The 1,070-nt window shown below is 53.4% G+C and carries 1 protein-coding gene; it reads right to left on the reverse strand.

Annotated features, from left to right (window positions below; translation table 11 throughout):
• On the reverse strand, nt 1-1,070 hold a 1,070-nt coding region (locus ACXJ5O_RS27950), incomplete at both ends, for a matrixin family metalloprotease (protein WP_457302753.1).

Consider the following 1,070-nt stretch of genomic DNA (forward strand, 5'->3'; position numbering starts at 1 on the left):
GTTCGGAGACGTCCGCACGACCGATCTCCGTCTTTTGAAACCCGCCGCTTTGTGCTCCCCAAGATTTTGTTTGATTTTTTTGCTCCTGCTCACCGCCCGAGACCAGTATCCCGTCTGGTCCCAAGTTCTTAAGGGTCAATGCCATAACCCTATAATTCATCGTTGCCGGATAGGCCTGGCTGTAGAAATGGGCAATCACCTGATCTGTCGTCCCTACAGCACTGCCCCAATCGCCGCCCCATTTGTACTTGTTGTCCTCGGTACAACCAGCCACAATCCTGCCTTTGCACCTGTCGATACGAGGCGCGGGCCATTGAAACGAGTCCGCAGCTTCCATTTGGAAGCCTCCCGCTGCTACAAGCGCCATTGGCCCGACTAGATCTTTCTCCAAAAGGTAAAAGTAAAGAACACCATAGCCTTTATGATTTGCGCCCACCGTGGGGCTAATGCAAAATCCGTCGCCCGCCTTTACGAGATGACCGCTTTGAACTCCCCAGACTGTCTCGGGCTGCGTGTAGGGCATCGTATCCATCGCTATCGACTCGAACATCACAAACTTCCCGCCGACGATCAGGTAGTTGTCAGCATTGACCGGAAGCGGCAAGACTGCCTCGCTCTTGATATCGTAGAGCTTTGCCAGGGCAATGGTGTCCACCACCGGAATGCCGCCTTCGACCATCACAACGCCCGTGGGATTATCCCAGATGTCCCAGGCGTACATGATCGATTGGTTGCTTTCATTGTGGGTGAGTCCGAGAGCATGGCCGATCTCGTGCAGTGCCATGGTCCAGAGGTCATTGACAAAGGCCGCCGCTATCAAACCGAATAGCCCGCCATCGACGGAGTACTCCTTCTCGCGCATTGCTTCCCAATTTTTGTCGTTGTTAAACACGATCTGGCGCTGGTCCCCGACCGGATTTCCCTGAAAGCTTGTTTCGGCGGTATACAAAATGTTTTTGCACCTACCAAAACGAAGATTAATCCGGGGAAAAAGATCGGTCGCCGAACGTTGCGCCTCCGGTATCTCTTCGAAGACGAAGCTTGATGCTTTCTGCCAGCACAATAAAGCG

It is taken from the genome of Phyllobacterium sp. P5_D12 (assembly GCF_054049495.1).